Source organism: Gluconacetobacter tumulisoli, from assembly GCF_014174155.1.
Classification (GTDB): Bacteria; Pseudomonadota; Alphaproteobacteria; order Acetobacterales; family Acetobacteraceae; genus Gluconacetobacter; species Gluconacetobacter tumulisoli.
Genome location: NZ_JABEQM010000016.1, coordinates 43,908 through 64,354 on the forward strand (window position 1 = coordinate 43,908; position 20,447 = coordinate 64,354).

Sequence of the window (20,447 nt, forward strand, 5' to 3'; positions counted from 1 at the left end):
CGCCTGCGGACCTATCTATGCGCCGCCCAGCCGGCGGATCAGGTCCACGGCGCCGCCCTCGTCCCAGCGGACAGGCCCCACGATGCGCAGCACCTCCCGTCCCTGGCGATCGATCAGCAGGCTCAGCGGTACCCCCTCCTCACGCAGGGCAGTGGGGATCTGCATCTGGGGGTCGTTCAGGACCGGAAGTCCCACGATGGCGCGCGCCTTGTAGAACCGGCGTACCGCCGCCGCACCGCCCCGATCGACGGACACCGGCAGGACGGCGATGTCGCCTTGCGCCGGCAATTGCGCGGCCAGGCGCGACAGGGCCGGCATTTCGGCCACGCAGGGCTGGCACCAGGTGGCCCAGAGGTTCAGGATCACGATCCGCCCGTGCCAGTCGGCCAGATGCCGCACCGCACCGCCTTCGTCCGTGAAGTCGATGGCCGGAAGCGGGGTCGGTGCATGCCCGCGCAGGGCCGACATCGAGACGGGCGCCAGATCGTCCGCCGCACGCGCGCACGACGGCGCGAGGATGGAATTGCACCCGAGCCATGCGGCCAGTAGGGTGCCGCCGTTCGCAAGCAGGGCGCGGCGATCAATGGGTGTCGACAGGGTCTGGGGCATGGAATGTCTGTGAACGAAGAAAACAACGCGGGCAAGGACGCAGCGCAGGCCAATGCCCAGTGGGGCGGACGGTTCGCGGGGGGACCGTCGGCGATCATGCAGGAAATCAATGCCTCGATCGGGTTCGACAAGGCATTGTGGCGGCAGGATATCGCCGGATCGCTGGCCCACGCCGCCATGCTGGCCCGGACCGGCATCATCACGGCGGAGGATGAGGCCGCGATCCGCCATGGCCTGACCGATATCGGGCAGGAGATCGAGGCCGGGCGTTTCGTCTTCAGCACCGCGCTGGAAGACATCCACATGAATATCGAGGCGCGCCTGTCCGAGCGGATCGGCGAGGCCGGCAAGCGCCTGCATACCGCCCGGTCGCGCAACGACCAAGTGGCGACCGATTTCCGCCTGTGGGTCCGCGACGCCATCGACGGGCTGGACGCGCAGGTCGTCGCCCTGATGCGCGCGCTGTGCCGCCGCGCGCAGGAGCATGCCGCCGATCCCATGCCCGGCTTCACGCACCTGCAGACCGCCCAGCCCGTGACCTTCGGCCACCATCTGATGGCCTATGTGGAAATGCTGGCCCGCGATCGCGGGCGCCTGGCCGACACCCGCCGCCGCCTGAACGAATGCCCCCTCGGGTCGGCAGCGCTGGCGGGCACGTCCTTCCCGATCGACCGGCGCATGACGGCCTCGACCCTGGGGTTCGACCGGCCGACCGCCAATTCGCTGGACGCGGTGTCCGATCGCGATTTCGCCCTGGAATATCTGTCGGCACTGTCGATCATGGGCATGCACCTCTCGCGCCTGTCCGAGGAAATCGTGATCTGGTGCTCGGCCCCGTTTGCCTTCGTCCGCCTGTCCGACGCCTTCACCACCGGGTCGTCGATCATGCCGCAGAAGCGCAACCCCGACGCCGCCGAACTGGTCCGCGCCAAGATCGGCCGCGTCAGCGGCGCGCTGGTCGGGCTGCTGACCGTCATGAAGGGCCTGCCGCTGGCCTATGCCAAAGACATGCAGGAAGACAAGGAACCGGTCTTCGCCGCGACTGATGCCGCCGCCCTGTCCCTGGCGGCCTGCGACGGCATGATCCGCGACCTCGCGGTCAATACCGATCGGATGCGCGCCTATGCCGGGTCGGGCTATTCGACGGCGACCGACCTGGCGGACTGGCTGGTGCGCATCCTGAAACTGCCGTTCCGCACCGCCCATCACGTGACCGGTCGGCTGGTCGGCCTGGCCGAAAGCCGGGGCGTCGATCTGGCACAGCTCTCGCTCGCGGACATGCAGGCCGAGGAATCGGGCATCACCCAGGACATCTTCTCCGTCCTGACGGTCGAGGCCTCGATCGCATCCCGCACCAGCGAAGGCGGTACCGCGCCCGACAATGTCCGCGCGCAGGCAGCCGGCTGGCTGGCGAAACTGGAGGATGCGGCATGACCCTGATCCGCGCCAGGAACGGGCTCGGCGCCCTGCTGCTGCTGGCGGCCCTCGCAACCGGCCTTGCCGCCTGCGGCAAGAAAGGCGCGCCCGAGGCCCCCGGCCCGACCACGAAAATGACCTTCCCCCGCACCTACCCAGCGCCGGACTGACACTCGCCCGGATCGGCCCCGGAAGGCACGCGGCCGCCCCCAGGCGGCACGCGTGAGGGCCGTGCGACGTGACTATCCGGGAGTCCGTCGGAAACGCGTCTGCTGAGCGAGAGTGCCGCAACGGCACGCCCCGCGCGTTTTTCGAGCCTCGGAGCGGCGCGGCCTTGGGGCCACGCGCACCGAAGCATAAAAAACTGCGTCGGATCGCCGGCAAACCGCGTTTCCGGCGGATTCTCAGAATGGTTTCAGCAGGCGATCCAGATACTCCAGTTCCTCGCGCGGACGGGTCCGGTCGGAATCGCGGCGACGCAGTTCCTGTTCGATCTCGCGCGCCCGCTCGCGCGAGATCGTATCCGGCACATGGGTGTCGGCATCCAGGCCATCCTTGCCCTCGCCGGTCTTGCGGCCCAGCGGATCCTGATCGCCCTTCGCGGCATCCTCGGCAGCAGCGTCGTCATCCGGCGTTCCCGCCCCTCCAGACTCCGATCCGCTCGCGAAACCGGGGAAGAAACTGCCGGCTCCGCCGCCCGACCCCTTCATGGCCTGGCGCATCTGCTGGCCGGTCTTCTGCAAATCGGCCAGTGCCTTGCGCTGCGCGTCGGCGGCCGCGGCGTCATGGCCGCCCGTCAGGGCGGTGCGCGCATCCTTCATCGCGCCTTCGGCGTCGGTGAAGCCCGACGGCGGCTCCTTGCCCGTCAGCCCCTTGAACTCCTGTTGCAATTCCGTCAGCGCGCGTCCCAGCGCATGCTGCACCGCGCGGTCGGCGCGCTGGCCTTCCCCGTCTTCCGGTCCCGACGGGGCTTCTGCCTGTCCGGCATCGGTCGACGGCGTATCCTGCCCGCCGGATGCCGCGGACCCGTCCCCCGCATCCGGCGGCTTCAGGCCAAGCTGGCGCAGCAGTTCCGCCGTCGGCATCGTCGACAGATCGCCATCCGCCCCTTCGCCCCGCGCCGCCCGGCGCGCCGCGTCCTGCTGTTCCTGCAGGCGCCGGACACGGTCCAGGCGCGACTGGCTGCGATCCAGCAGGCCGGATTGCCGCCGGATCAGGTCCTGCAACGCGTCCCCCTGTTCCCTGGCCTGCTGCCGTGCCTGCATCTGCTGCACCAGACTGGCCATGTCCTGCGGCGTCGCATTGCGCATCCGCTCCAGCATGTCCTCCATCTGCTGCAGTTTCTGCATGGCATCGGCGGAACGGCCGTTCCGGGCATCGTCCTGCATCTGCTGCATCATGCGCGACAGGGCGCGGTCGCCGTCCTGGGTCAGGCCCGGCAGATTGGGGATGGCGGTATGCGCCCGCAACGCCTGCTGCGCCAGCGCCTGCATCCGGCGCATGATGGCCTGGCGCAACGTCTCCATCCGCCGCTGCAATTCGGCCTGCTCACCCGCGGACTGCCCCTGCGCGCCCAGTTGCCGCATATGGTCCAGTTGCGCGGCCACGGCCTCCTGCGCCGCGCGCACATCCAGCGACGCCTGCGCGCCGGCACGGTCGCCCTTCCGATTATCCTCGATATCGAGGGCAAGGTACCACAGCTGCGCCACTGCCCCGTCCACCGCATCCCGGTCCGGTACGTCGTGACTGTCCAGCAGCGCAGCCGCGCTGGCCAGGTTCAGCACCATGCCGGCATTCGTCCGCAAAGGCCCCGGCGTCTCGCCCAGCGCCGTCAGGTCGGCCGCTCCCTCGAACCGGTTTTCCCGACCCGTCGCGACGCGCCTGCGCACATCGAGGACCGCCTTGGCCACCGGGCTGCGGAACAGCCGCGCGCCCAGGCGGAACCGCGCCTCGGGGCTCTCGCCCATACGCCCGCTGGCGCTGGTCGCCACCAGTCGCCCGACGACCTCCTCGCCCGCCCAGGGATCGGACGACAAATCGGGCGTCGCCGTGCCGGTGACCTCCTTCGGGCGGCCGTCGACGGGAATCGGCACGCTCAGGGTCCGAATCGGGACACCGCCGCCGCCATGAGCCAACCGCAGTTCCGCCCGCAGCGACGCGATGCCATAGGCCTGCCGGGCGGCATACGGCAGCCGCGTCCGCCATTCGCCCCTGGCACCGCCTGCCCCGGCCCCCCAGGCCACGGTGGGGGCGGCATCCGGAAGGACCGTCACGGTCCAGCGACTGAGCGACCGTCCCCGGCCGCGCAACGTCAGCGACGCGCTGCCCAGCAGCGGCACGTCCGCCGACCAGCTCGACGTCCCCAGCGGCCGGAACCTGTCCGGCCCGACGGCCGGCCCACTCCCTACGGCGGACACGCGAAGGCCCGGTCGGCTGCGCAGGTCCGTCACATTGATGCTCAGGACCGCACCCTGCGGCACCGTCGCCTGCCCCGCCCGTTCGTCGAGGAAGACCGGCGCGCCCGGCGCGTAGGCCGGCAGGGTGATCCATGCCTGGATATGCGGCCGGGGCGTCGCGGCGTCGTCCAGGCCCGGCCAGAACGCGGAGGCCAGCCGGCCGGGTGCGTCCCCGCCCGCCCACAGCAGCGCCAGCAGCAATGCCGGGGCCAGCACGAATCCGATTCGCAGCGGGTCGTGTGCCTTCACCGAAAGGCGGGGCCACCCGGTACGGAGCGTCCCGATTCCATCCCCGGTGCGCTGGACATGCAGGCGCCACAGGGCCTGCTGCCCGGCATTGTCCTCCGCCGGCCGGTCCCCCAGGGTCTGGAGGGGACGATGCGCCAGACCCGACGCATATTCGATCCGCCGGTCGACCCCGCCCGCCGTCGGCGCCGGCACCCGCCGCCCCCGCCACCAGATCCAGCCGCCGCCCCCGCCAGCCAGCATGGCCAGCAGCACGGCATGGACGATGTCGGGAAGACCCTGCGGCAGACGCAGCAGGCCGGCAATCATGTAGGCGGCCAGCAGGGCGAATACGGGCAGGACGACCGGCCACGCCCCTTCGATCCACAGCACGTTGCGCGCGCGATGCCGTGCGGCCGCCAGGCGGACCGGAAACGCGGTCAGCGCCGTCCCGGACGGCGCCGGCACATCCTGCGGATGAGCGGTCCCGCCCTCCATGGATCGATCAGTCGCCGGCCCGGACGGGACCGACCCAGTCGGGAACCCGATCCGCCGCCCACAGGGCCTCGACCGGCTGCCGGTCACGGATAACGGTCCAGCGGTTCCCATCCACCAGAACCTGCGCCGCCAGCGGACGCGCGTTGTAGGTCGAACTCATGACCATGCCGTACGCCCCGGTATCCAGAAGAGCCACCCGGGCCCCGTCTTCCAGATATGGCAGGCTCCGTCCCTGGCCGAACGAATCCGCGCTTTCGCAGACGGGTCCCACGACATTCACGCTTTCGACCGGCTGCACGGCGTCACGGGCGGACAGCGGCAGGATGCCGTGCCAGGCGTCGTACAGGCTGGGCCGCATCAAATCGTTCATCGCCGCGTCCAGGATCAGGAAGGGCGGCCGGCCGTCGGCCCCCGCCTTGCGCAGGATCACGCGCGACAGCAGGACGCCGGTCGGCCCCACCAGCCAGCGCCCCGGCTCGATCGCGAGGCGGACGTCCAGGTCCCCCAGTTCCGCGCGGATCGCCCCGGCCAGGGCCGCCGGCGCGCCCTCGATCTCGTCGCGCTGGCAGATGCCAAGGCCCCCTCCGCAATCCACCAGTTCGACCGGCAGGCCACGCGCCCGCACCGCCCGGACCAGCCCGGCGACCCGGGCGAAGGCAGCGCGATAGGGCGCCATGGCGACGATCTGGCTGCCGATATGCAACGAGAAGCCCAACGGCAGCAGGCCGGGCAGATCCACCGCCCGGGCGTACAGGTCTGCCGCATGGGCATAGGGAATACCGAACTTGTTGGTCGACAGGCCGGTCGTGATCTTTTCGTGCGTGCCGGCATCGACGTCGGGATTGACCCGCAGGGTGATCCGTGCGGTCCGCCTCGCCGACACCGCCAGTGCGGACAGGATGTTCAGTTCCTCGGCGCTTTCGACCGCGATATGGGCGATGTCCTCGGCCAGGGCCAGGCGCAGTTCGTCATGCGTCTTGCCGACGCCGGAAAAGACGATGCGTGACGCCGGGATCCCGGCCGCGCGCGCGCGACGCAATTCCCCGCCGCTGACCACGTCGGCACCGGCCCCTTCGGCGGCCAGGATCCGCAGGACCGCCAGATGATCGTTCGCCTTCACGGCAAAATAGATGGACGGGGCCAGGCCGGCATCGCGCATGGCACCCGCCAGGCGACGGAAGCGCGCACGCAAGGTCCCCGCCCCCATCACCCACGTCGGCGTGCCGACGGCATCCGCAATGGCATTGAGGGGAACGTCCTCGAGCACCAGTCCGTCGATCGCATGCATCGACAGATGGGGACGGGCGGCCAGCAGGTCTCCGACGGTCGGATCCGGCCCCGCGAGCGGAGAAGAGAGGTCAGCCATCCAGTCAGGATACCGGCTCGCGACCCCGCTTCCAAGGTCTTAGAATCCGACCTCCGAGGCATCGTCCCCGGCACCTTCTATTCTGCCGGTATCTGTCATTCCATCCGCCCGTCCGGTACATCTGGGCGCCCAGGACAGGAGAGACGACAATGACCGACGACCCGTTGATCGACGCCGCGGTAGCGGTCCGCGCCAATGCCTATGCCCCCTATTCCCGCTTTCACGTGGGTGCCGCGCTCCGCAGCGCGGACGGACGCATCTTCGCCGGCTGCAATGCCGAGAACGCAGCCTATCCCGAAGGCATCTGCGCCGAGGGCGGTGCGATCTCGGCCATGATCGCGGCCGGACAACGCCGGATCGCGGACATCGTCATCAGCGGCGGCGGGGAAAAGCCCTGCGCCCCCTGCGGCGGCTGCCGCCAGAAGATCCGCGAATTCGGCGCCCCCGACCTGCGGGTCCGCATGGTGGGCGCCGCCGGAGAGGTCCTTCTTGTGCGTACATTGTCGGAATTGCTGCCTGACGCATTCGGCCCCGACGACCTGGCATGATCGCGCGGGGTCGCGCCTGATCGGGCGTCCCGTCGCGCTAGACGAGGAACGGCCGGCGAATGCGGCGCTCGCCGTCGACATCACGTGACGCCGCCAGTCCCCAGCCCACCATCAGGAACACCCACCCCGCCGTCCGCACGGTGAACAACGCGCTGCTGGAGGCAATGGGCCACAGCAGGATGCAGCAGGTTACGAACAGCATGGCCTGCTGCGGCGCATCCGCCGGTGCCAGTGCCCGCACCATGCGCCACACCCACATCGCGACCATGACGACGAAACAGGCCAGACCGCCCAGTCCCGCGGTCGTCGCGACCTCCAGATAGAAATTATGCGGATGGATATTGCATCCCAGGGCGGCATTCCGGGCGGCCAGCCGCCAGCCGAACGGGGCCAGGCCGTGGACATAGGCCGGATCGGCGCAGAAATCGCGAAACCCGTCGAACCCCAGGCCCAGCCATGGATGATGCCGGACCATGACCGCCGCCCGCAGGTAGATCTGGCCATAGGCGCTGTCCGGAAAATCCCGGATCTGCGCCAGGAAGCGCACCACCAGCTTCGCATAGGCCGGCGGCGAGAGGATTGGCAGCAGACATAGCCCCACCGCCCCTGCCAGCGCGGCCGCGAAGACCGGCCACCTCGTCCACCGGATGATCAATGCCATGATGACCAGCCCCAGGCCGAACAGCAGGCTGGGCATCCTCTGCCCGATCAGGATCATCGTCAGGACGAGAAACGCGATGGCGGCGGCACCCGACAGCTTCCGTCGCCACCCCGGGGCCTCCAGCCGCCGGACGACATAGGGCATGAGGCCGGGAAAGATGATCATCAGCAGCGCGATACCGGCCCGGGGCTTGTAGAACGGGCCGGTCAGGGCCCCGTCCGTCCAGCGCGGATAGCCCCAGATGTTGCGACCCAGCAGATATTGCTGCCAGCATTCGACGACGACCCACACCGCCGCGATACCGACCGCCACCCCCAGCCAGCGCCGGGAACGGGCGTCGCGCAGCACCCAATGTTCCAGCGCGGCGCAGAATAGAAAAAATCTTCCAATAACAATCGATTCCGAAACGGAATGAGCAGATCCATTCAGCAGCGACGACAACACCGCCAGCACCCAGAACAGCATTGCGGCGGGAAACCAGCTCCGGCGCCACCAGCCTCCGTCCCGGACCATCGCACAATGCGCCAGGAACAGGGCCGCGATCACCGAAATGATGCCATCGGAAATCGCGCGTCCGCGCAACTGAAAGAACGGCAGGGTCATGGTCATCGCCAGCGCCAGCCAGCCGGCGGCCCGATCGACCATCATGCCCCGCAAATTCGCCTTCCCCACCATCACCCCACAGACACGACCCGTTCCAGCCGGTCGGCCACCCATAAACGGGCGCTTCCGCCCTAACGACCCGAGGCCGGACAAGCCTGCGGTACGATCTGGACGACATACGAACACAAGAACGTCATTGGAACCCGACCCGGATTATATCGTTACGTATCGTAACAATTATCACGCGAGCACATCATGGGACGTCTGCTGATTGCCATCATCGGTGCCATTCGCATGAACCGCCTTCGCTATGGCGCCTGAACTGCCCACGACCCAAGTCTAAGCACGTCCATCAAGAATTAAAGGCGAATATTTTCAGCAATTTAAGTCCGAAATATGGCAAGCCCGGGGTTCCCGTCGGGCGGCATGGCACCATATGGCGGTACATGCCAGTGGCCGGCGGACAGGATCTGTCGCCGGTTCAGCCGGATAATCTGTCGTTCGGAAGCAAGCTGGCGGAGGGGATGGGATTCGAACCCACGGTACGGCTTGACACCGTACAACGGTTTAGCAAACCGCCGCCTTCAGCCACTCGGCCACCCCTCCGCCGAAGAGCGTGTTTTTCACACGGCGTTTGCAGCGCTGCTTGTAGACTGTCACCACAGCGCCGTCAAACCCGAAACCCGCCCCGGCCGGCCGGTTACAGAACTTTCTTCAAGGCCTCGTTCACCAGCGCCGGGTTCCCCTTGCCAGCCATGGCCTTCATGACCTGACCGACGAAAAATCCGAACAATTTGTCCTTGCCGGCCCGGTATTCGGCCAGCTTGTCCTGGTTTGCCGCCAGTACCGACTGGACGGCGGCGTCGATCGCACCTGTGTCGGTGACCTGCCGCAGGCCCCGGCGTTCGACGACGGCCGCCGCCGATTCGCCGGTTTCCAGCATGTCCTCGAAAACCTCTTTGGCGATCTTGCCGTTGATCGTCCCGTCGGTGATCAGGTCCAGCATGCCACCCAGCCCGTCGGCGGTGATGGGGCTGTCCTGGATGGTTCGGCCGGTACGGTTCAGGGCGGCAAAGAAATCGCCGATTACCCAATTGGCCGCCAGGCGCGGATCGCGGCCCCGGGCGACCGTCTCGTAGAAATCGGCGGTCGCCTGCTCGGCCACCAGCACACCGGCGTCATAGCGGGGAATGCCATATTCCGTCTGGAACCGCTGACGCTTGGCGTCGGGCAGTTCCGGCAGGAAGGAAGCCAGCGACTCGACCCAGGCTTCCTCGACCACCAGCGGCAGCAGGTCCGGGTCGGGGAAATAACGATAATCGTGCGCATCTTCCTTGCTGCGCAGCGACCGGGTCTCCCCCCGGGCCGGATCGAACAGGCGGGTTTCCTGATCGACCGACCCGCCGCTCTCCCAGATCTCCACCTGGCGGGCGGCCTCGATCTCGATCGCCTGCATCACGTAGCGAATCGAGTTCACGTTCTTGATCTCGCACCGCGTGCGGAACGGCTCGCCGGCCTTGCGGACGGAGACGTTCACGTCCGCGCGCATGGAGCCTTCCTCCATATTGCCGTCGCATGTGCCCAGGTAGCGCAGGATCATGCGCAGCTTGCGCAGATAGGCCCCGGCCTCCTCCGGCGTGCGGATGTCGGGTTCGCTGACGATTTCCATCAGCGCGACGCCCGCGCGGTTCAGGTCGATGAAGGACCGCGTGGGGTCCTGGTCATGCATCGACTTGCCGGCGTCCTGTTCCAGATGCAGGCGGGTGATGCCGATGGTCCGGATCGACCCGTCGGCCAGTTCGATCTCCACCGCGCCCTCGCCGACGATCGGATGGGTGAACTGGCTGATCTGGTAGCCGGTCGGCAGGTCGGCGTAGAAATAATTCTTGCGGTCGAACCGGCTCTCGAGATTGATCCGCGCCTCCAGCCCCAGCCCGGTGCGGATCGCCTGCGCCACGCATTCGCGGTTGATGACCGGCAGCATGCCGGGAAACCCCGCGTCCACCAGGCTGACATGCGTGTTCGGCTCGCCGCCATAGGATGCCGACGCGCCGGAAAACAGCTTGGACTGGCTGATGACCTGGGCATGGACTTCCAGCCCGACGACCAGTTCCCAGGGGCCGGTGCGCCCTTCGATCACATAGCTCATCACACCACCTCCGCACGGATCGCCGGACGGTGCGTGAAGGACGCCGCCCGTTCGATGGCGCTGGCGGCCGCCAGGACCGATTCCTCGTCGAACGACCGGCCGATGATCTGCAGGCCCAGCGGCAGCCCGTTGGCGCTCAGCCCCGCCGGGACCGACATGGCGGGTACGCCGGCCATGCTGGCCGGAACGGTGAATACGTCGTTCAGATACATCTGTACCGGATCGTCCATCTTTTCCCCCTGCGCGAAGGCCGGGGACGGCGCCGTCGGCGTTAGCAGGACGTCGACCTGCTGGAACGCGCGCTCGAAATCCCGCCGGATCAGGTTCCGCACCTTCTGCGCGCGCAGGTAATACGCATCGTAATATCCAGCCGACAGGACGTAGGTTCCCATCAGGATCCGCCGGCGGACTTCCGCCCCGAATCCGGCCCGGCGGGTCGCCTCGTACTGCTCGTCCAGCGACGGGGCCGGCACCCGGCGTCCGAAGCGCACGCCGTCATAGCGCGCCAGGTTCGACGAACATTCGGCCGGCGCCACGATATAATAGGTCGCCAGGCCGTACTTGGTGTAGGGCAGCGACACCTCGACGATCTCGCACCCCGCGTCGCGCAGCCAGGCGATGCCCTTGTCCCACGTGGCCTCGATATCCGCGGGCATGCCCGCCACGCGGTATTCGGCGGGAATGCCCACCTTCATGCCCTTCAGGTCGCGGCCGCAGGCGGCACGGTAATCGGGCACCGGGCAATCGACGCTGGTGCTGTCGCGGGGATCGAATCCCGCCATCGACTGCAGCAGGATGGCGCAATCCTCGACCGTGCGGGCCATCGGTCCCGCCTGGTCCAGGGAACTGGCGAAGGCGATGGTGCCCCAGCGGCTGCATCGCCCATAGGTCGGCTTGATGCCTGCGATTCCGCAATAGGATGCCGGCTGGCGGATCGACCCGCCGGTGTCGGTGCCCGTGGCCCCCATCACCAGGCTGGCCGCCACCGCCGCTGCCGACCCGCCGGACGAACCGCCGGGAACCAGCACGGTGTCCGCATCCCCGTCGCGCTTCCACGGATTTTCCACCGCGCCGAAGGCCGAATTGATGTTGGCCGAACCCATCGCGAACTCGTCCAGGTTCGTCTTGCCCGCGAACACCGCCCCGTCACGCAGTAGATTCGCCGTCACCGTGCTTTCGTACGGCGGCACGAAATCTTCCAGCATCCGGCTGGCGGCCGTCGTCCGCACCCCGTCGGTGCAGAACAGGTCCTTGATGCCCAGCGGAATGCCTGTCAGCGGCGCGGCCTCGCCCTTGGCCAGCACGGCGTCCGCACGACGCGCGGCGTCCATCGCCTCGTCAGCCGTGACGGTAATGAAGGCGTTCAGCCGTCCGTTCAGCCGTTCGATGGCGGCAACATGCGCGCCGACCAGTTCGACCGCCGAGAAATCGCGCCGCTTCAACCCGGCCTGGGCCGCGGCGATCGTCAGTTCGGTCAGCATCATTCCACCACCTTCGGCACGGTATAAAACGGCCCTGCCGCATCCGGCGCGTTGGACAGGACGGCGTCGCGCGCGTCCCCATCCGTCACCATGTCGTCGCGCATGCGCAACGCCGCATGCCCGGTGCCCACCATGGGTTCCACACCGTCGATGTCGACCTCGTTCAATTGCTCGATCCAGCCGAGAATGCCGTTGAGTTCGCCCTGAAGAGCCTGCAGGTCGGATTCGTCGATTCCTATCCGTGCCAGTCTGGCGATACGACGGACGGTCGCGGGATCAAGCGACATGAAGCATAACTTTCCATCATGACTTGGGGGGAATAACCTGCCGGGCAGGACACCGCGCGGAACATAGACCCAGACATGCCCCTGTTCAACATGCACCAGATCCGCGCCCAACTGGGCCGCAACCAGCGCCTGCTGGGGCTCGACCCCGGACAGAAAACGATCGGTCTGGCGCTGTCGGACGTCTCGCTGATGCTGGCGTCGCCCTATGGAACGCTGCGACGCGGCAAGCTTTCGGTGATGGCGGTGGAAATCCGCCGCATCGCGGAACGCGAGGGCGTGGGAGCCCTGGTGTCGGGCCTGCCACTGTCCCTGGACGGCAGCTTCGGGCCGGCGGCACAGGCGGCGCGCGACTGGATGATGTCCCTGTCGGACCAGACCGGCCTGCCCGCCGCGATGTGGGACGAACGCCTGTCGTCCAGCGCCGTCAACCGGATGCTGGTGCAGGACGCCGACGTCAGCCGACGGCGCCGCGCCGAACTGGTGGACAAGCTGGCGGCGTCCTACATGCTGCAGGGCGCGCTGGATGCGACCGCGTCCTGACGTGGCCGCCGTGCGCGGGGACGACAGAATGACATGGATTGATTTTTCAGAGGAAGCGCCGAAGGATGGTGGGCGCAACAGGGATTGAACCTGTGACCCCTACCATGTCAAGGTAGTGCTCTACCGCTGAGCTATGCGCCCATCCGTTCGGTGAACAGGCTTCTAGCCGGGCTGGCGGCGTTGCGCAACCCGTCCGTGCGGAAAAAATGAAATCCCGCCCCTGTTTTCACGAATTGCCTGATAACATGAGATAAATTCCCGAAATGGCTGCAAGCCCCCCCCCCGATCGCGTCGCCTCGGCGCCCTTGCACGGCAGGGATGATACCCGGCTCGCGCCGTTTATGGTCACCGCGCCGCGTGGGGATCCGGTCCCCGTCGTGGTCGCCTCGCCCCATTCCGGTCGCGCCTATCCGCAGGCTTTCCTCACGCTGTCGCGCCTGGACCTCGCCACCCTGCGCCGCAGCGAGGATTTCCATGTCGACGATCTGGTTGCCCGCGCGCCGGACCTGGGGGCCAGCCTGATTTGCGCGACCTTCCCCCGCATCTATTGCGACCCCAACCGCGAGGCCTGGGAACTGGACCCCACGATGTTCAGCGAACGATTGCCGGACGGGTGCAATACCGCCACGGCCCGGGTCCGCGCCGGGCTGGGGACGATTCCCCGCCTGTCGGCTACCGGCGTGCCGATCTATCGGGGACGCATCCCGTTCGCCGAGGGACGCGAACGGATCCGGACATGCTGGGTCCCCTACCACGACGCGCTGTCGGCGCTGATCGACCGTGTCGTCGCCGTCCATGGCGCCTGCCTGCTGGTCGACTGCCATTCCATGCCCGGCCAGATGGGACGCGACGCGCCGGATTTCATCCTGGGGGACGCATGGGGCACGTCCTGCGCGCCGGCGATCACCACCGCCGCTGAGGCCGCCCTGCGCGCGCATGGATTTCGCACATGCCGCAATACCCCCTATGCCGGGGGATACGTGACCCGCACCTACGGTCGACCTCGCAACGGGGTACACGCCCTGCAGATCGAAGTCAGCCGCGCGCTGTACATGGACGAGGCACGGCTGGAAAAGGGCGATGGATTCGCCGCGATCCGGGCCGTGTTGACCAGCCTGCTGCACGACCTGGCGGGGGCGACGAAAGCCTTGATCCGCGACAGGGCCACCGCCCTGTCACCCTGATCGCGCTTTCGCGGCGCGGCGGTCAACCGGCGCCTGGCGCCTGGCCCGACGGCGTTTGCTTGTCGACGGCGGCGGGCAGGAATTGCGCCAGCGCCGGCAGGATCACCGATGCGGGCAAGCCTGTCCGATCGGCCATCGCCTGGACCTGCTGGCTCGACAGGATCGAACGCAACTCGTCAACCGAGATCGGCAGGTTCTGGCCGGTGCCGATCCACGAACGAACCTTGTCGCCCAGGCCAGCCTGCTCGGCCTGGGCCATCAGGGTGGAAATCCCCTGCGCCGACGTCAGTTCGGCCAGATGCTGGTGCAGTTGGTCCGTCAGGCCGCTACTGTCCGCCAGTTCCGTCACCTTGTTGATAAGACCGTCGAATATTCCGGGCATTGTCCACTGACCTTTCCTGTCCGCGTTCCCCGTGACACAGCCATTATGGAACAGCCGGCCGGAAATCAGGACAAAAAAAAGCGGTGCCAGAGCACCGCCAAGTTTAGGGAGGAAACGTCCAAGAAGCAGCTGCACATCGCAACACTGCAACGGCTGATAGGTGGCCCAAATCACATTTAAGTGTCAAGGAAATAGTACCTCCCATATTGCCCGCACGGAGCGACCGGCCGGACATGCCGAAAGGCCGCACCGGACAGACGGCAGACGCGCCAGGATCACAAAGCAGAACGGGGGAGGAATTTTGGCTAACGAGGGATATCCCTCGGCCACGGGCCAGCAGGCCGACCTACGATCCGGATGGTGGGTGCGACAGGGATTGAACCTGTGACCCCCGCCGTGTGAAGGCGATGCTCTACCGCTGAGCTACGCACCCATCCGATGTCGTTGCGGCCCTCTTAATGGATCTCCCGCACCTCCGCAAGGGCCTCGCACCCCATTCTTCGACGTCAGAAGCCGAACATGTGATCGAGGGAAAAGCCCCCTGCGTCGCGCATGACGCCGTGATAGCCGAACAGGCGGCACGTCGTATCCCGGATCATGACATAGCCCCCGATTCCGGCCTGCTCGACCGCCGTCGCGCCGAACAGGCGATGCGGCCACACCATTCCGGAGCCTGAACAGGCAATGTCCAGCCGCGATTCGGCAATGGACCGCCCCGCCCGGTCGTGCAGGGTCAGGACGGTGCGCGACTGCGGCCGCCATGCGGCGGACGCCGGATAGATCAGGCAGCAGAAGGCGTTCCCCAATCCGTTCCCGCCCTTGAGGAACAGGCGCGTGGTCAGGCCCGGCGGCGGCCCGGAATAGGATTGCGGCTCGCCCCGATAGGTCATGACGGTGTTGAAGATATGTGCGCCGAAACTGGTTTCCGCGGCATGGCCGCTATCGCGGGCCTGGAACCGCACCAGGGCGTGCAGCCATCCGTCGGCCTCGCCGCCATCGCGGAAATCATAGACCAGTTCCGCATGTCCTTCGGGGACGCCCAACTCCGCCAGGTCCAGGGCCAAGTCGTGGTCGCGCCGCAGGCGGCCCAGGAATTTTTGCCCGGTAGGCCGCCCTGCCCCATCGAAACAATCCAGACGCAACGGCAGGGTCACCTGCGATTCGGCCATCGGTACCGGCTGCACGATCGTGCGGAATCGCGCGGGGTCCAGGATCGGGAACGGCAGCAGATAGCCGCGCCCCAGCGAATCGGGCAGGTTCGCGATTCCCGGATCGGGGCGCAGGTCGGCGCGTTCGACATTCAAATGGGCGATCCGGGTGCGGCGCGCCGATATCACCTCGTACCGGGGACGGACGACATGGCGGCCGGACCGGAATTCGATCTGCGCCGGCCAGGCCAGGTCCGGCAGGCAGTCGGCAACCCGGATCGCCGCCGTCTGGTACGGTCCGATTTCGCACATGATGGGGACATGGCGATCCTCGCCCATGCGATTCAGGCTCATCGCACCAGCGGGGATCGGCACCGCGTGGCTGTTCTGCACCCACAGGACGACATCCTCCTCCGCGTCGGGGGCCGGCAGGTTGGCATAGCGGTCGGATGGCCAGGCATTGGCGTCATGCGTGACCGACAGGCTGTCGTTGCCGTCCGTGCCGTATGTATCCAGCGCATATTTCACCACGTCATGCCCGGCGACGCCGATGGCATGGATGAACAATTGCCCCGTGAAGGCCGGCAGTCCAAATCGGGCCCGCACCGCGCGGCTGTCGATGACGATGCTGCCGCCATCGTCGGCCACGTCCTCTTCCCACGTCGCCAGCACCCGGCCGTCCGCATCGAACAGCCGCAACCACAGCCGTACCCCCCGCGCGCCATAGCGCGACCAGTAATTCGCGCTGACCAGCCGGGTAGACAGCCTGTCCTGGTCGCGGAAGAACGCATGGTTGGTGGCGAAATTCAGCCGGTCCAGATACCTGTCGCGCACCGTCAGCATTCCGTCGGCCAGCCGGAGGGAATCCAGCGACAGGAACCGTGCGCCGGGCGGCAGCAGATGGGCGATGCGGTCATGGATCCGCGCGCCGTCGAAGCTTGCCGCCAGCACGACGGCGGCCGGCGCCGCCGCCAGGTCGGTCAGGGCCCGCGCCGGGCCACATGGGGTCGGCTGCCCGACCAGGGCGACATCATGGACATACAGCCCCTCGACCCTGCCAAAATCGGGCCCTAGCGCCCGTACCATGGCGAACATCCCGTCCGGATCGTAGACCGCGACGGGCCCCTGGGCGCGCAATTCCGCCGCCAGTGACGACAGGGCCTCGGCCGCCAGCGGGTGCGCCAGCGCCTTGTAGAGAACATTGCCGCCCGCCTGGGCGTCATAGGTACGGATGTCCAGCATGAAGCGTTCATACCGCAGAATGCCGCGACCAGAAATCGGGGTTCAGGCGATGTCCGAATACGGTGCCGGGTCCCTCTCCAGCCCCAGGCGGCGACGCATCTCGTCGGCCACCGCCCCGGTATCGTCCAGCGGGCGCACCGGCCAGCTTTCCATCCGCCCTGCGAAGGGCCGGATACGGCCCGCGCGGGCCAGGTCGCGCAGAAACAGGCCGATCCGTCGCGACCGTCCCGGCAGGTCCGCGATCATGACCGGGACATCGCTTGCCACGGCCTCGGACACCATGGAGACACTGTCCCTGGTGACCACGATGGCGTCCGCGCAGGCCAGCAGCCCCAGATAGGGATTGTCCCCCTGCATGTCCCAGACCCACCCCCCCAGCGGGCACAGGCCCGCGCGCACGATGGCGCACACCGCATCGCCGGTCCGCCGCGACGGGGTCACCGCGACGCCGACGCCGTCGTGGCGTATCATGTCGACCAGGTGCCCCGTCAGGGCCACCGCCTCCGCCACATCCAGGCGGAAGCGGCCATTGGAACCGCCCAGCAGCACCGCGACCAGGGGACGCGGCAGATGGGCCAGGCGCGGCTCCCACTCCGCCCGCGCCGCGGCCAGGCGCGCCGGGGACACGCCGTGCAGCGCGGTGCGCGTCAGCAGGACGTTCGGTCCGGAGATCTCGTCGTGCCGGTTGGCGATCACCAGGTCGAAGCGGCCCAGCCGCAGGCGCGGATTCTGGATCTGCACGACACGCCGGTCCGCACGGCGCAGCGCAGCGCCGACCGCCCCGCCGGTCCCCCCGACGCTGAAGACCAGCCCGGCCGCCCGCGGATCGACGGGCGGATTGATCGCGCGCAGGGGGGCCGGCCACCATGCGGCCGGCAGGCGCCCCCACAGGCCACGCGCCCGGACCGGACAGAAAAACGGCGCCAGTCCCGCCCGCGCCGCCAGGCCGAACGCCTGGGACCGCATGCCTGCCAGATCTTCCGCGACGACAGCCACCGGACTGTCCGTGGACGGGGCGGCAGGGCGGGAAATCGGGTCCGGAGCGTGAGTCATGCCGCCATCTGCCGGCAGGCGCGCCGTGCCGTCAATCGGCCGGATAAAGCGCGAGAACGGCGCCAGGACGGGAATCGCTTCGTCATCGCCGCCGGGCACGGTATCTCGGGGCACGATGAATGACGCACCTTCCCCCCGTTTCGACGACCTGAACCTCGATCCCCGTATTCTCGCCGCTCTCGAACCGGCGGGATATGCCATGCCCTCGCCGATCCAGGCGCTCGCCATCCCTCCGATTCTCGACGGCCGGGATGTCGAGGCGCTGGCCCGGACCGGAACCGGCAAGACGGCAGCCTTCGCGCTGCCGGTCATTCACCGTCTGCTGTCGCAGGATCGCCCGAAGGATCCGGCCGGCCAGGCCCGCGCCCTGATCCTGTCGCCGACCCGTGAACTGGCCAACCAGACCGCCGGCACTGTGCGGACCTGCACCCGCCATTGCGGTCTGACGGTCACGGTCGCCATCGGCGGGGTACCCAAGGACCGGCAGGCCCGCGCCCTTGCGGCCGGCACCGATATCCTGGTCGCGACGCCGGGACGCCTGCTGGACCATCTGGCCGACGGAACGCTCCGCCTGGACGGCACCACGTGCCTGGTGCTGGACGAGGCCGACCAGATGCTCGACCTGGGCTTCGTCGAGGATGTGCGCGCCATCGCCGGCCGCCTGCCGGTACGCCACCAGACGCTGATGTTCTCGGCGACCATGTCCCCGGCGATTTCGGCCCTGGCGCGGCAGTTGCTGCACAAGCCTGTACGCGTCGTGCCGCCCGACGATCCGGCGACACCCACCCGCATCCGTCAGCAGGTGATCTTCGTGCCGACCGCGCGCAAGGCCGCGACCCTGGTCGCCCTCCTGCGCCGCGACCCGCAGGACCGGACGATGATCTTCACCCGCACCCGCCAGGGTGCGGACACCCTGGCCCGCGCCTTGACATCGGCGGGCGTCGCCGCCACCGCGCTGCACGGCGACCACGGCCAGGCCAAGCGCGAGCAGACGCTGAATGCGTTCCGCAAGGGCTCCCTGCGCGCCCTGGTCGCGACCGACGTCATGGCGCGCGGCATCGATGTCGACGACGTGGCGCTGGTCGTCAATTTCGAGATCCCCGAACAGCCCGAGACCTATATCCACCGGATCGGCCGCACCGCACGCGCCGGGCGGCGCGGCACGGCGCTGTCGCTGTGCGACCCGTCGGAACGGCTGCTGCTGCGCGATATCGAAAAGCAGACGCGCGCCCGTATAGCGGTCATCGAATCGCCATGACCGACCTGCGCTGACGTGACGGCCGTGGGGCGCCCCACGGCATTGCGGCATCGCCGCGACTCTATAAACTCCGGTTCATGGCCTGTCCGATCCATCCCGTCGCACACCACGACACCGGGAAAGACGCCCGCCTGCCGGGTCGGCTTTCCGGCGGCTCGGACACGCCATGATGAGCTGCGGATCAGGCTCCCGCCCCGGCTCGTCGCCGCGCATGCGCGCGCGGCCGACCTTCCAGGACACCCTGCCCGCCCCGGCGCAGCCGCTGCCCCGCTTTTCCGTCGAAATCCCCCCCCCCGACCTGTCCCGCTGGCTGGCCGGCAATTGCGGCATCCCCGGCGTCATCCATCTGGAGGCGTCGCGCCCGGGCCCGCATGTCGTCCTGACCGCCCTGATCCATGGCAATGAATATGCCGGCGCGACGGTGCTGGACACGCTGTTGCGCGACGACGTCCGCCCGGCCCGTGGCCGGCTGTCGCTGATCTTTGCCAACCTGGATGCCTTCGCGCGGTTCGACGCATCCAATCCAGTGGCCTCGCGCTTCGTCGACGAAGACATGAACCGCCTGTGGTGCCGGCAGGTGCTCAACGGTCCGCGCCACTCGACCGAACTGGACCGCGCCCGGGCGATCCTGCCGGTGATCGAAAGCGCGGACATCCTGATGGACCTGCATTCGATGCTGTGGCCCGGTACGCCGCTGATCCTGGCCGGCGGGGCGGAGTCCGGGCGCAGGCTGTCGACGATGGTCGGCGACCCCCCGCTGATCGTGTCGGACCACGGTCACCGGGCTGGCCCCCGCCTGATCGATTTCGAGCGATTTTCGGCCCCCGGCGGACGCGCGGCCGCCTGCCTGCTGGAGGCCGGTGTCCACTGGGACGCCGGCACCGTCACGGCAACCGAGCAGGCGGTCCACGCCCTGCTGCGCCACAGCGGCCTGCTCCCCCCGGACCGTTTGCCGCCGACATTGCCGCCGCGCCACATGATGGTGACGGACATCGTGACGGCACACACGCCCCGGTTCCGCTTCGTCAAGCCATTCCGGGGCGGCGAGATCATCCGGCGCCGGGGCACCCTGCTGGCGCAGGACGGCCCCGACGAGATCCGCACGCCCTATAATGACTGCATGCTGGTGATGCCCAACCTGCGTCCCGGGCGCGGCCAGACCGCCCTGCGGCTGGCCATGGCCGTCCCGGATCCGGCGATCCGGGACGGGGCCTAGGCGTTCCTCAGCGGTAGATGGGGAATCGGGCGCAAAGGGCCTTGACCTTGAGGTGGACGGCGTCCTCGATGTCGGCGCAGCCGTCTTCGCCGCGCTCGGCGAGGGCGGTCAGCACCTCGTCGATC

17 protein-coding genes and 3 tRNA genes are annotated in these 20,447 nt (G+C 68.2%); 7 read left to right on the top strand and 13 right to left on the bottom strand.

The annotated features are described in order from the left end of the window. Nucleotides 1–15 precede the first annotated feature (15 nt). Nucleotides 16–609, bottom strand: a complete 594-nt coding sequence (locus tag HLH28_RS15720) for a TlpA family protein disulfide reductase (RefSeq protein WP_182960922.1) — start codon at nt 607–609, stop codon at nt 16–18. A gap of 3 nt (nt 610–612) precedes the next feature. Between HLH28_RS15720 and argH the strand changes: the two genes are divergently transcribed. Beyond that, nucleotides 613–2,043, top strand: coding sequence for an argininosuccinate lyase (gene argH / locus HLH28_RS15725; RefSeq protein WP_182960924.1), 1,431 nt, complete (start codon nt 613–615; stop codon nt 2,041–2,043). Continuing rightward, on the top strand, nt 2,040–2,195 hold the full coding sequence (locus tag HLH28_RS15730) for a lipoprotein (protein WP_182960926.1): 156 nt from the start codon (nt 2,040–2,042) through the stop codon (nt 2,193–2,195). Before argH ends, HLH28_RS15730 begins: the two co-directional genes overlap by 4 nt. Before the next feature lie 234 nt (nt 2,196–2,429). Here the strand turns inward: HLH28_RS15730 and HLH28_RS15735 are convergent, their stop codons facing one another. Next, nucleotides 2,430–5,204: a DUF4175 domain-containing protein gene (locus HLH28_RS15735; RefSeq protein ID WP_182960928.1), complete on the bottom strand. Its 2,775-nt coding sequence runs from the start codon at nt 5,202–5,204 to the stop codon at nt 2,430–2,432. 7 nt (nt 5,205–5,211) lie between these two features. Further along, nucleotides 5,212–6,570 carry a diaminopimelate decarboxylase gene (gene lysA / locus HLH28_RS15740; protein ID WP_182960930.1) on the bottom strand — a complete coding sequence of 453 codons (1,359 nt, stop codon included), beginning with the start codon at nt 6,568–6,570 and terminating at the stop codon, nt 5,212–5,214. 149 nt (nt 6,571–6,719) lie between these two features. Between lysA and HLH28_RS15745 the strand changes: the two genes are divergently transcribed. Continuing rightward, nucleotides 6,720–7,118: a cytidine deaminase gene (locus tag HLH28_RS15745; protein ID WP_182960932.1), complete on the top strand. Its 399-nt coding sequence runs from the start codon at nt 6,720–6,722 to the stop codon at nt 7,116–7,118. 37 nt (nt 7,119–7,155) lie between these two features. On the opposite strand, the gene HLH28_RS15750 is transcribed toward HLH28_RS15745, so the two are convergent. From HLH28_RS15750 to gatC, 5 genes are all read right to left on the bottom strand, one after another. After that, the gene (locus tag HLH28_RS15750; protein ID WP_246396276.1) at nt 7,156–8,427 is read right to left on the bottom strand and encodes an O-antigen ligase family protein; all 1,272 of its coding nucleotides are present in this window, start codon (nt 8,425–8,427) and stop codon (nt 7,156–7,158) included. Between the two features lie 468 nt (nt 8,428–8,895). Further along, nucleotides 8,896–8,988 (bottom strand) — tRNA-Ser (locus tag HLH28_RS15755). 94 nt (nt 8,989–9,082) lie between these two features. Further along, entirely contained in the window at nt 9,083–10,531 is a 1,449-nt protein-coding gene (gene gatB / locus HLH28_RS15760; RefSeq protein WP_182960934.1) for an Asp-tRNA(Asn)/Glu-tRNA(Gln) amidotransferase subunit GatB, read from the bottom strand. Then, nucleotides 10,531–12,012 carry an Asp-tRNA(Asn)/Glu-tRNA(Gln) amidotransferase subunit GatA gene (gatA, locus tag HLH28_RS15765; protein ID WP_182960956.1) on the bottom strand — a complete coding sequence of 494 codons (1,482 nt, stop codon included), beginning with the start codon at nt 12,010–12,012 and terminating at the stop codon, nt 10,531–10,533. The genes gatB and gatA overlap by 1 nt, the downstream gene beginning before the upstream one ends. Beyond that, nucleotides 12,012–12,299, bottom strand: a complete 288-nt coding sequence (gene gatC, locus HLH28_RS15770) for an Asp-tRNA(Asn)/Glu-tRNA(Gln) amidotransferase subunit GatC (RefSeq protein WP_182960936.1) — start codon at nt 12,297–12,299, stop codon at nt 12,012–12,014. The genes gatA and gatC overlap by 1 nt, the downstream gene beginning before the upstream one ends. Nucleotides 12,300–12,374: 75 nt before the next feature. On the opposite strand from gatC, the gene ruvX reads away from it, so the two are divergent. Next, nucleotides 12,375–12,839 carry a Holliday junction resolvase RuvX gene (ruvX, locus tag HLH28_RS15775; RefSeq protein WP_182960938.1) on the top strand — a complete coding sequence of 155 codons (465 nt, stop codon included), beginning with the start codon at nt 12,375–12,377 and terminating at the stop codon, nt 12,837–12,839. Between the two features lie 66 nt (nt 12,840–12,905). Here the strand turns inward: ruvX and HLH28_RS15780 are convergent. Continuing rightward, nucleotides 12,906–12,980: transfer RNA gene (locus HLH28_RS15780), tRNA-Val, on the bottom strand. Between the two features lie 122 nt (nt 12,981–13,102). Here HLH28_RS15780 and HLH28_RS15785 point away from each other — a divergent pair. Next, on the top strand, nt 13,103–14,023 hold the full coding sequence (locus HLH28_RS15785; RefSeq protein ID WP_182960940.1) for an N-formylglutamate amidohydrolase: 921 nt from the start codon (nt 13,103–13,105) through the stop codon (nt 14,021–14,023). A 22-nt stretch (nt 14,024–14,045) separates the two neighbouring features. Here the strand turns inward: HLH28_RS15785 and HLH28_RS15790 are convergent, their stop codons facing one another. From HLH28_RS15790 to HLH28_RS15805, 4 genes are all read right to left on the bottom strand, one after another. Continuing rightward, the gene (locus HLH28_RS15790; RefSeq protein WP_408869859.1) at nt 14,046–14,579 is read right to left on the bottom strand and encodes a YidB family protein; all 534 of its coding nucleotides are present in this window, start codon (nt 14,577–14,579) and stop codon (nt 14,046–14,048) included. 184 nt (nt 14,580–14,763) lie between these two features. Then, nucleotides 14,764–14,838: transfer RNA gene (locus HLH28_RS15795), tRNA-Val, on the bottom strand. A gap of 73 nt (nt 14,839–14,911) precedes the next feature. Next, a complete protein-coding gene (locus HLH28_RS15800; protein ID WP_182960942.1) occupies nt 14,912–16,795 on the bottom strand; it encodes a hypothetical protein in 1,884 nt (627 codons plus the stop codon). A 42-nt stretch (nt 16,796–16,837) separates the two neighbouring features. Then, on the bottom strand, nt 16,838–17,761 hold the full coding sequence (locus tag HLH28_RS15805) for a mitochondrial fission ELM1 family protein (protein WP_182960960.1): 924 nt from the start codon (nt 17,759–17,761) through the stop codon (nt 16,838–16,840). Between the two features lie 202 nt (nt 17,762–17,963). On the opposite strand from HLH28_RS15805, the gene HLH28_RS15810 reads away from it, so the two are divergent. Together HLH28_RS15810 and HLH28_RS15815 are read left to right on the top strand one after the other, a co-directional pair. Beyond that, nucleotides 17,964–19,106 (top strand): DEAD/DEAH box helicase, encoded by a 1,143-nt coding sequence (locus HLH28_RS15810; protein WP_182960944.1) that lies wholly within the window; start codon nt 17,964–17,966, stop codon nt 19,104–19,106. A 166-nt stretch (nt 19,107–19,272) separates the two neighbouring features. Further along, nucleotides 19,273–20,322 (top strand): M14 family metallopeptidase, encoded by a 1,050-nt coding sequence (locus HLH28_RS15815; protein ID WP_182960946.1) that lies wholly within the window; start codon nt 19,273–19,275, stop codon nt 20,320–20,322. Nucleotides 20,323–20,447 lie beyond the last annotated feature (125 nt).

Coding starts and splice junctions, on each gene's coding strand:
- HLH28_RS15720 (WP_182960922.1), bottom strand. CDS start 609: ATGCCCCAGACCCTGTCGACACCCATTGATCGCCGCGCCCTGCTTGCG.
- argH (WP_182960924.1), top strand. CDS start 613: ATGTCTGTGAACGAAGAAAACAACGCGGGCAAGGACGCAGCGCAGGCC.
- HLH28_RS15750 (WP_246396276.1), bottom strand. CDS start 8,427: ATGATGGTCGATCGGGCCGCCGGCTGGCTGGCGCTGGCGATGACCATG.
- ruvX (WP_182960938.1), top strand. CDS start 12,375: ATGCCCCTGTTCAACATGCACCAGATCCGCGCCCAACTGGGCCGCAAC.
- HLH28_RS15800 (WP_182960942.1), bottom strand. CDS start 16,795: ATGCTGGACATCCGTACCTATGACGCCCAGGCGGGCGGCAATGTTCTC.
- gatA (WP_182960956.1), bottom strand. CDS start 12,012: ATGCTGACCGAACTGACGATCGCCGCGGCCCAGGCCGGGTTGAAGCGG.
- HLH28_RS15810 (WP_182960944.1), top strand. CDS start 17,964: ATGAATGACGCACCTTCCCCCCGTTTCGACGACCTGAACCTCGATCCC.
- HLH28_RS15745 (WP_182960932.1), top strand. CDS start 6,720: ATGACCGACGACCCGTTGATCGACGCCGCGGTAGCGGTCCGCGCCAAT.
- HLH28_RS15805 (WP_182960960.1), bottom strand. CDS start 17,761: ATGCGGTCCCAGGCGTTCGGCCTGGCGGCGCGGGCGGGACTGGCGCCG.
- gatC (WP_182960936.1), bottom strand. CDS start 12,299: ATGTCGCTTGATCCCGCGACCGTCCGTCGTATCGCCAGACTGGCACGG.
- lysA (WP_182960930.1), bottom strand. CDS start 6,570: ATGGCTGACCTCTCTTCTCCGCTCGCGGGGCCGGATCCGACCGTCGGA.
- HLH28_RS15815 (WP_182960946.1), top strand. CDS start 19,273: ATGATGAGCTGCGGATCAGGCTCCCGCCCCGGCTCGTCGCCGCGCATG.
- HLH28_RS15785 (WP_182960940.1), top strand. CDS start 13,103: ATGGCTGCAAGCCCCCCCCCCGATCGCGTCGCCTCGGCGCCCTTGCAC.
- HLH28_RS15730 (WP_182960926.1), top strand. CDS start 2,040: ATGACCCTGATCCGCGCCAGGAACGGGCTCGGCGCCCTGCTGCTGCTG.
- HLH28_RS15735 (WP_182960928.1), bottom strand. CDS start 5,204: ATGGAGGGCGGGACCGCTCATCCGCAGGATGTGCCGGCGCCGTCCGGG.
- gatB (WP_182960934.1), bottom strand. CDS start 10,531: ATGAGCTATGTGATCGAAGGGCGCACCGGCCCCTGGGAACTGGTCGTC.